The organism is Pseudoalteromonas sp. PS5 (assembly GCF_004103255.1).
GTDB lineage: Bacteria > Pseudomonadota > Gammaproteobacteria > Enterobacterales > Alteromonadaceae > Pseudoalteromonas > Pseudoalteromonas peptidolytica.
Window position 1 is genome coordinate 1 of sequence record NZ_RCSQ01000143.1, and the last position, 9,261, is coordinate 9,261.

Genomic DNA, 9,261 nt, shown 5'->3' on the forward strand with positions numbered 1-9,261 from the left:
ACTGATGGCTTAAACCGATCTCGGGTTAACTAAGCTTCGGATCATTGTGATTAAACACACTTTGAGGCACCCAGGTCTGATAGCGTGACTCAGCAAGCCACATGCTAATTCAGCCTGAGATTTAAAAATAATAAGCTAACTCAGATTGACTTATAAAGCCGCAAGTAAGTCTCGCTGACTTACCTTACCCAGTTTAAGCTGCTCATAAGAGTCATAGATAGCTTTTTTACTGTCTTGCAGGCGCTCAGCAACATCTTCGCCTTCAAGCAGCGCTGCTTGCGCGGCTTCCAGTCGGTCTTGCATATCTGCAATAATAGCTGTTAACTTCGCTTTATCTGACTTGAGTAGTGTACTGTCCTGATCCACTTTTTGCTCAAGCATAGAAAACAGCTCAGAGCGCACAGAAATAGTTTTATACTCTTTAAAATCTAACCCTAAATGGTTGAATAACAGAGCTTGATTCATTTCCTCTGGTGCAATCTCTACTTCTATAGGCATTTCCACAATATTCGTCATCATTTCGCGATACATCTCAATGTTATATTCACGACTGCGACTTTATGGCTTGAGCTGACTAAGGACTCATGGGCTATTTTTTCAGCTTGCTCAAAATGCTTGACAAGATAAATCGATTGCGGATTGTTCGACGCCTTTTCTTGAACCGCTTTTGCAGCTGCCATAAAAGAGTTTGTTTCCGAACTTTTTGCCACGGGGTTGGCAAATCCTTGACCTTCTATGGTGTTGTTACTCGCATCACCAATTTGTTTACGCGAACTATACACTGGCGAATACGCTGAATTTTGAATATACATATACACTCCTTGGTAATTGACACACTTATAAAGCAATAAGTGCGCCAAGGAAATGTGGTTAAGACTTTAGCCTCTTAACCACAGTTACCGGCTCTTGTAGCTAAAAGTTTGCCGTTCAAACCCCTCATATTAGCGCACTTAAGGCAAACTTTTTCCGCTACCGATTAGCCAGCCACTTTCTCTCTCCAGCGGATCATCAGCATATAAACTGCTGGTAACACAATCAAAGTGAGCAAAAGTGCACTAGCCATACCACCAACCATAGGCGCAGCAATGCGACTCATTACTTCAGAGCCTGTACCTGAGCCGTAAAGGATAGGTAATAGTCCAATGATAATGGTCGCCACTGTCATCATAACCGGGCGAATGCGCTTACCCGCCCCTTCTAAAATGGCGTTATTTATAGCCTCAGGAGTCATAATCTGTTGTTTTTCTTTCAGTTCACTTATAGCTTGATTGAGATACACCAGCATTATTACCCCTATTTCAACCGCGACACCTGCCAGTGCAATAAAACCGACCCCAACCGCGACAGAAAAGTTAAACCCCTCTAGGTATAGTAACCACAGCCCACCTATCATGGCCATTGGTAACGTTGCCATGATAATCGCCACTTCACTCAACCTTCTAAAGTTTACATAGAGTAGAACAACGATGATCCCAAGTGTAAGTGGCACCACATAGGCTAATTTTGCTTTCGCACGTTCCATATATTCGTATTGCCCTGCCCAGCTGATGGAGTAGCCTGCTGGCAGCTCCAGCTGTTCATTCAGCACTTGCTTAGCCGTGTCCACGTAACTACCAATGTCTACCCCATCTAAGTCAATAAATGTCCATCCGTTTATTCTCGCGTTTTCACTTTTGATACCGGGCGGGCCATTTTCAATATAAATGGTCGCAACGTCACCAAGGGCAATATTCAGTCCTTCAGCCGTCACAATCGGGAGCTGCTTTAACGCTTCAGGGGAATTTCGTAAGTCTTGAGGGTAGCGTAAACTCACCGGATAGCGCTCTTGGCCTTCCACAGTTTGCGTCACGTCCATCCCGCCAATTGCAGTTGCGACGACCTGTTGCACATCAGCAATGTTTAACCCAAATCGCGCGGCCTTATCACGCTGAATATCAATTTTAACGTAACGTCCGCCAGCTACCCGCTCTGAATAGACAGAGGCAGTGCCCTCTACTTTGTTCAGTATGCGCTCAATGTCCTGACCAATACGCTGAATGGTATCTAAGTCTGGACCTGCTACTTTTATGCCCACTGGCGTTTTTATTCCCGTTGCGAGCATATCAATACGGGTTTTAATTGGCATTACCCAAGCATTGGTCAATCCGGGGAATTGTACGAGTTTATCAAGTTCAGCTTTTAGCTTTTCAGTGGTCATCCCCTCACGCCACTGGTCTTTGGGTTTTAATTGAATAAAGGTTTCAATCATAGTCAATGGTGCAGGGTCGGTGGCCGTTTCCGCGCGGCCAATCTTACCAAAGACATTTTTGACCTCTGGCACAGTCGCAATCAGCTTATCCGTTTGCTGTAGAATTTCTCTCGCTTTGCCAATGGAAATACTTGGGTAAGTGGTTGGCATATACATCAGATCCCCTTCATCCAGTGGCGGGATAAACTCACTCCCGATTTTATCCATCGGATAGAATCCCACTATGGTAATTGCGGTAGCAGCGATAAGTGTAAGCTTCGGAAAACGTAAAACTTGCCTCAACAATGGCGTATATGCGCCAACCAAAACGCGATTTACGGGGTTTTTGTGTTCAGGAACAACTTTGCCTCGAATAAAGTAGCCCATTAAAACTGGAATAAGGGTAATAGCAAGCCCCGCCGAAGCGGCCATCGCATACGTTTTAGTATACGCAAGTGGGGCAAACATACGTCCTTCTTGCGCCTCTAAAATAAACACAGGTAAAAAGCTCACTGTAATAATCAACAAACTAAAAAATAGTGCTGGCCCTACTTCTGAGGCTGACTTAGCGACAATTTCCCAGCGGTTTTCATCGTTGAGCGGCATTTTCTCCATGTGCTTGTGCATGTTTTCAATCATCACGATTGCGCCATCTGTCATCGCCCCAATCGCTATGGCTATGCCACCAAGGGACATAATGTTGGCATTCACTCCTTGAAAGTACATCACGATAAAAGCAACCAATATCCCCAGTGGTAGAGTGACCACCGCAACAATAGAGGAGCGAATATGGAATAAGAATACAACGCAGACTAACGCCACCACCATTAGCTCTTCGAGCAACTTGGACCAAAGGTTATCAATGGCTTTGCTGATAAGCTCAGAGCGGTCATAAACGGTCACCACTTCAACGCCTTCCGGTAAGCTCTTTTGCAACTGGGCCAGCTTTTGTTTAACACCCTCTATGGTATTTTGCGCGTTTTCACCAAAGCGCATCACCACCACTGCACCAACAACTTCTCCCTCGCCGTTAAGCTCCGCTATACCACGGCGCATTTGTGGCCCAATATTGACCGACGCAACATCCGCAATCGTTAGTGGAGTCCCCTTAACGGCTTGGCCTAGTGGTATTGCTTCAATATCTTTAACACTTTGAATATATCCTGTGCTGGTTACCATGTATTCAGCTTCAGCCATTTCAATAACAGATGCCCCTGACTCTTGGTTTCCACGCTGTAAAGCCTGCTGAATATGGGTTAGGGGAATGCCATAAGCACGCAGTTTATTGGGGTCAACCTGTACTTGATACTGTTTAACCATACCGCCAATTGGCGCAACTTCAGATACACCAGCAACCGATTGCAGCTCAAATTTTAAAAACCAATCTTGCAAGCTGCGTAGCTGACTAATATCGTGCTTACCGGTTTTATCTACTAACGCATACAGATACACCCAGCCCACGCCCGTAGCATCAGGCCCCAGTTGCGGCTTTGCTGCTTCAGGTAATTGAGGTGCAACTTGACTTAGATACTCAAGTACGCGACTACGTGCCCAATAAAGGTCTGTTTTGTCATCAAAAATAACGTACACATAGGAGTCACCAAAAAAAGAATAGCCCCTTACCGTTTTTGCACCAGGCACGGAGAGCATTGCCGTGGTGAGTGGAAACGTTACCTGGTCTTGTACTACTTGTGGTGCTTGCCCAGGATAGGGGGTTTTTACAATGACTTGAACATCTGACAGATCTGGGATCGCGTCAACTGGCGTATTTTTTAAGGTAAATAGCCCAATACCAACCGTCATTAAGGTCAGCAATACCACAAAAAAGCGGTTATACACCGACCAACGTATGATAGCTTGGATCATAATACGCGCTCCTAGTGACCTGTATGTGTATTTACTGACATCTCATCAGCAGCTTTAATGTCAGTAACCACAAATTCGTCACCTACTTCAAAGGTGAAGCTAATTGCCATCCCTTGTTTCAGTTGACTTAAATCAAGATGATGAGCGGCTACAAAATCCATCGTCGTCGCTGGGCGGTTCCACTTTTTGATGGCGTCGCGAGAAATATTCAACACTCGGGTATCAATATCAATGGCATTGATCACACCACCGACAGTTGCACTAGGTAGTGTATCAATATCCTCGCTGCTGTCGGACATAATATGAATACCTGTGAGTAATACACTGCCATCGTCTTGTTTTGTCGCTTCGAAGTGCAAAACTTGTCCTGCATTTAGTGCGTCAATATCAACACTCTCAGCCACTGTAAAATCCATCACCATTTCGGGCCATTCCCACTCAGGTACAGGTTGATGATCGATATTCACCACGCGGCTTTGATAGTTCACGCGTTGAATTTCTCCTTCAATCCAAACAGACTTAGCCTCAGCAACTGGCGCCATACGCATAAAGTCAGAGTTAATGCTAGATTGGGAATCAATCAAAAAATGGGCTGACGTAACGATTGTGTCTCCTTCGTTAAGACCATTGAGGATTTCAATGTTTTCACCACTGACTTGCCCTAGTTCAACAGCAACTGATTTAAAGCTACCGGGTGCAACTTCAACGACAACACGGTTTTGTTTGGCTGTACGGATCACCGCTTCACTTGGCACTTGTAATACCTGATCACGAGAATCTGCATGAATCGTTACTTGCGCAAACATATTTGGCTTTAATAACGCATCACTATTGTCAAATCTGAGCCTGACTCTGAGTGTTCGTGTTTTTTCATTGAGTGAGGGGTAGACATAATCAACTTGCCCTCGCCACGTTCTACCGGGTAAAAAGTCCAACCTCATGGAAACTGCTTGTCCCTGAGCGACCAGCATTGCATCACGTTCAAATACATCAGCTTCAACCCAAATCTCATCTAGTTTGGCAATACTCATGAGTGTTGTACCTGGCTTTACATAAAACCCCTCTCGGATCTGTAGGCCGTCGAGTACCCCGGACTGGCGAGCATAAAAAGTAATGCTTTGATGTACTTCGCCTGTGCGTTTTAGTGTACTGATAAATTCCTCACTTAAATGTAACGCCTTAAGACGCTCCTGTGCTGCGCTGACAAGTGCTTTATTATTGCGTTTACGTGCGATCAGATATTCCTCTTGTGCATTCACAAGCTGAGGAGAATATAGTGTGTAAAGTGGCTCACCTTGCTTTACTGCCTCTCCTGCGGCTTTCACATAAAGCTTTTCAATCCAGCCTTCAACTCGGGGGTGGATGTGTACCAAGCTATCTTCATTGTATTGGATATACCCCACTGTCTGAACTTGATAAGACATCATCTGTCGACTTACCAGAGCTTTGCGAACCCCCATATTGTTTTCAACATGGGGGGCAATCTCCACAACCCCCTCACCAAAGGCAGCATTAGAACTCTCCTCTTCATATACAGGGATCAAATCCATGCCCATTGGAGATTTACCTGGCTTATCACGGCGATAATTGGGATCCATGGGAGCAACCCAGTAAAGTGGGGCCTGCGCCTCATTCGTTGCAATCTCTTGCTCGCCATTTGTAGATAGAGTCAAACCAACAAACATGCCCAATGTTAGAGTAACTACCCCAACTAGTATTAGCTTAACGTTACTGTTCATGTGTGGTCTCCTTGGCAACTTGGGTCAAATAGTAATTACTGCGTACTACCGCCTTGAGCAAGGCAATATCTATAGCAAGCGCCGATAATTGCGCGTTCAATTTGGCAATACGCGCCCTCACTACTTCAGCAAAGTCACCATCGTCATTTGTATACGCTGTCAACGCGGCTTCTGCTTGCTCTGCACTTTGTGCCACAATCGCCTTTTCGTAAAGGGAGCGGCGCTGCTGCAAACGTTGAATTGACTGAATTTCACCGTTCAAATTCGCAAATAGTTGCTTTAACACTATCAAGCGATCAGTCTTAGTCGCTTCAAACTCCGCAATAGCTGCGGCCTTTGCTTGATCTTGTTTACTATCAGTGAAGAGTGGCAGATCAAACGAGACACCCACGCTAAAAAAGTCAGAGCGTGACATTTTATTTGGCGCATCATCACGAAAAGCATAACTTGCGTTCAAAGCAAACTGCGGTTTATAAGCTTGTTCAGCTAATTTGATACCTTGTTCTGCTTGATAGGTCGTGACATCAGCAGCAACGACTTGTGGGTGTCGTGCTAAATACTGCACAAGCGTTTGGCTGTCACCATGACCTTCACGCAAAAACTGAGGTGCCAAAAAGGGGATCTTAGGTAACGTAATGTGGTCTTCAATAGATATTGGTAGTGTTGTTTTATTGTACAGAGAATCATCTAGTAACCATTGCTCAAGTTTTGCTTTGGCGGTATTAAGTTGTTGAAAAGCCGCTGAACGTTTATCGTCGAGCTGCATAACCTCGAGCTGTGCTCTGATGACATCTTGTTGACGAGTCGGCCCAACCGCATTAGCGTAACTCGCGTTTGCGATTTCAACCATCTGTTCGAAAAGCACGCTATCGCGTTCAATTAACGATAACGTTTTCTTTGCCTGTACCATATCCAACCAAAGAAGAGAGACATCACGACGTACCTGAGCTTGTCGGTCTAGTTGTAATATCGGCTGCTTATTCGCATTAAGTTTTAATTGCGTACTTTTGATTTCAAGACTATCTCCACGAGGGAGCATTTGCATGACACCCACTTTAAGTTGGGTCATGCCCTCTTGGTTAAACTCCCAGCTATCGACTGGTAAGTTCATTGTAGCGACGCTTACTTGTGGATCTGGATAGCTTAGCGCCTCACGACTCATGGACAACATCGCAGAACGTCGATGATTACTAGATTTAAGCCAAGGATCGTGTTGTATCGCTACTTTTATTGCATTTTCCAGTGTCATTGTATTTGCTCGCAGCGAAGCAGAAAACACAATAGCTGCAAATAGGACACAGATGATTACTTTCATTAGAACTGTTCCTCATAGCGACTCACTTCAGCAAAAACCTCATAGCTGCCATCTTTTTTTAGTAACAACACTTGGAATGGCATAAATCGCTCTCCCATTTCCATGCCCACAGAGCCAATTGGCATTGCTGGTACACTTAAGCCAATGTTATTGCTGTCTTGTGTTAGCGTTTCATCTTGTAGAAAGCGCTTGATAAACTTGGCGGGTACATGACCCTCAAATACAAAACCATCTTTAGAAACACCAGTATGGCAAGACTGATAATTTTGTTTGATACCAAATTTGTTTTTAAGCGAGCCTAAATAGTTTAGATCTGTCGCCTGATGCGAAATACCTTGAGCGGTGAGATGGTTGAGCCAACGCTCACAACAGCCACAAGTTGGGGATTTAAATACTTCTAGTTCAATATGGGATTTACCGTATGCCACAGCACTCATTACCCATAGCACCAACATTAGAAAAAGTTTCCTCATGCTAACCTCGCACATGATTCAAAGCACAAAAGCCTTGAAAATTACATTATGAAAAACACCACCTAATCCGATGGATAGATATAAATCAGTATAAAAAGGCAGATCTGCCCTGTGGCTAGGCGATTATCGGTGGCTTATAAAGAGATTGAGGGTAAGTACTTAGCTGCCCGCTTACAAAGTTAAGTTTATCGCTGTGTAACGCGATCAGCGCGAGCCATTCGTTTAGGGAAAAAGCAGCTAAATTTGTTGAGCACATGTGTGTTGGACAGGTGCATTCATTGCACTGCGTAGCGCTTTTAGGGTCACAACAGTCCATCTCTGCGCTCATCATTTGATGATGTTCAGACTGCGTATGTTTGCTGTGAGTTTTTGCTTCGTTATTTGTACTGTCCATTTCACATGCTGCCATAGACGCAGCAGCGCTTTGACCACTAAGAGTAGCCACCACGAACAAGGTGATAAGTATGCGTAATATTAGCTGCAAAATGCTTTTCCAAGTCAATAACATCGCAATGATAAAAATCAATGTGAAGAAATGCAAGCAAATCACGCTTTACGGATTATTATTTTCTTTCATCATTGATATACTCTGCGCTCATTACACAAGCATTACTCTGGATCAAGGATAAGAATATATGAAATTAGTTACCCTTGCTGCGACATTGGCTTTGACGACTTCCAGTGTCGTAACCGCAGCCGACTTTGGTGAATTTGGCATATCAATCTATGGTGGTGAATCATTCAGTAGCGATATTGAAACTTCGCGTCACCAAAAGTACGAACTAGAGGATGATTCTCATTTTGGGATCAGTATCGATAAGTATGTGCCACAAGGCCGTTATGGCTTTTATTATGGTACAACCGAAACTCAGCTAACAGCCTACCCACTCAACAAAGTTGAAATGGAGTATTTGTTTTTTCAAAGTGCTGTCGTACGACCGCTTACTGAAAACCTCGATGTCTACCTTGGTGCACAAATTGGTGCTACCTTTGTTAATCCTAACTTTATCGACTCAGACACATTCTTTGCTACAGGTCTTTATACTGGTTTAGAGTATGATGTAGGTGCCGGTTTTCATTTTGGAGCGCAAGTACGTTGGATAGCAACAATGCTTAACAATGGCTCGAAAGTTACTTGTGATCTTGATCCTGCGACAGAAAATACCTGTAGCTGGCACTTTGATGATGAGCTGATGAGACAATACCATGCGAGCGCAACACTGAGTTATCGATTTTCTTTATAGCGAAGTTTTAAAAGAGGAAGTGCGCCTTTGATACCAAAAGGAAGCTTCCTCTCGTGCCAACACCCACTGTAATTCGGGTTCTCCTGACCTCAATACATCTCACTTTTTCAGACGGTGTAAGGTTGAATGTTCTTAAAAGCATTGCCATTTCAAAATTTACTCAGGGTACAGATCGAAGAACTGAAAGAGCATGTGAAAACCTAGCTTAAAGCCTAGTTCTTAACCGAACCAGGGCGGTGATCTTTGTTTAACAAAAGATACTCTATCTTGGTTTTGGTCTTGGTACAAATCAAGACCACTAAGAACCAAAAAAGTTCCATGATAATCTAAAAAAGCAGCTTTCCTTCTCTTATCCTCATTATAGATGTGAAATTAGCTATTTAGTCGATTCTGAATA

General features: G+C 44.0%; 8 protein-coding genes. 1 reads left to right on the forward strand and 7 read right to left on the reverse strand.

Translation table 11 applies throughout. The annotated features are described in order from the left end of the window. Positions 1–150: 150 nt before the first annotated feature. The 7 genes from D9603_RS22185 to D9603_RS16700 all read right to left on the reverse strand — a co-directional run bounded on the left by D9603_RS22185 (position 151) and on the right by D9603_RS16700 (position 8,104). The gene (locus D9603_RS22185; protein WP_241651694.1) at positions 151–519 is read right to left on the reverse strand and encodes a hypothetical protein; all 369 of its coding nucleotides are present in this window, start codon (positions 517–519) and stop codon (positions 151–153) included. Continuing rightward, entirely contained in the window at positions 516–812 is a 297-nt protein-coding gene (locus D9603_RS22190; RefSeq protein WP_241651695.1) for a hypothetical protein, read from the reverse strand. The genes D9603_RS22185 and D9603_RS22190 overlap by 4 nt, the downstream gene beginning before the upstream one ends. A 164-nt stretch (positions 813–976) precedes the next feature. Then, on the reverse strand, positions 977–4,093 hold the full coding sequence (locus D9603_RS16680; RefSeq protein WP_128732167.1) for an efflux RND transporter permease subunit: 3,117 nt from the start codon (positions 4,091–4,093) through the stop codon (positions 977–979). A gap of 11 nt (positions 4,094–4,104) precedes the next feature. After that, entirely contained in the window at positions 4,105–5,832 is a 1,728-nt protein-coding gene (locus D9603_RS16685; protein WP_128732168.1) for an efflux RND transporter periplasmic adaptor subunit, read from the reverse strand. After that, complete coding sequence (locus D9603_RS16690) at positions 5,822–7,147, reverse strand: TolC family protein (RefSeq protein ID WP_128732169.1); 1,326 nt, start codon at positions 7,145–7,147, stop codon at positions 5,822–5,824. The genes D9603_RS16685 and D9603_RS16690 overlap by 11 nt, the downstream gene beginning before the upstream one ends. Next, positions 7,147–7,620, reverse strand: a complete 474-nt coding sequence (locus D9603_RS16695; protein WP_128732170.1) for a DUF411 domain-containing protein — start codon at positions 7,618–7,620, stop codon at positions 7,147–7,149. The genes D9603_RS16690 and D9603_RS16695 overlap by 1 nt, the downstream gene beginning before the upstream one ends. A gap of 115 nt (positions 7,621–7,735) precedes the next feature. Then, the gene (locus tag D9603_RS16700; protein ID WP_241651696.1) at positions 7,736–8,104 is read right to left on the reverse strand and encodes a hypothetical protein; all 369 of its coding nucleotides are present in this window, start codon (positions 8,102–8,104) and stop codon (positions 7,736–7,738) included. A 151-nt stretch (positions 8,105–8,255) separates the two neighbouring features. On the opposite strand from D9603_RS16700, the gene D9603_RS16705 reads away from it, so the two are divergent. Beyond that, positions 8,256–8,864, forward strand: a complete 609-nt coding sequence (locus D9603_RS16705) for a hypothetical protein (RefSeq protein WP_128732171.1) — start codon at positions 8,256–8,258, stop codon at positions 8,862–8,864. Positions 8,865–9,261: the final 397 nt, after the last annotated feature.

Bases quoted from the DNA above. Each gene is read 5' to 3' on its own strand.
- D9603_RS22185 (WP_241651694.1), bottom strand. From the start codon at position 519: ATGATGACGAATATTGTGGAAATGCCTATAGAAGTAGAGATTGCACCA.
- D9603_RS22190 (WP_241651695.1), bottom strand. From the start codon at position 812: ATGTATATTCAAAATTCAGCGTATTCGCCAGTGTATAGTTCGCGTAAA.
- D9603_RS16680 (WP_128732167.1), bottom strand. From the start codon at position 4,093: ATGATCCAAGCTATCATACGTTGGTCGGTGTATAACCGCTTTTTTGTG.
- D9603_RS16685 (WP_128732168.1), bottom strand. From the start codon at position 5,832: ATGAACAGTAACGTTAAGCTAATACTAGTTGGGGTAGTTACTCTAACA.
- D9603_RS16690 (WP_128732169.1), bottom strand. From the start codon at position 7,147: ATGAAAGTAATCATCTGTGTCCTATTTGCAGCTATTGTGTTTTCTGCT.
- D9603_RS16695 (WP_128732170.1), bottom strand. From the start codon at position 7,620: ATGAGGAAACTTTTTCTAATGTTGGTGCTATGGGTAATGAGTGCTGTG.
- D9603_RS16705 (WP_128732171.1), top strand. From the start codon at position 8,256: ATGAAATTAGTTACCCTTGCTGCGACATTGGCTTTGACGACTTCCAGT.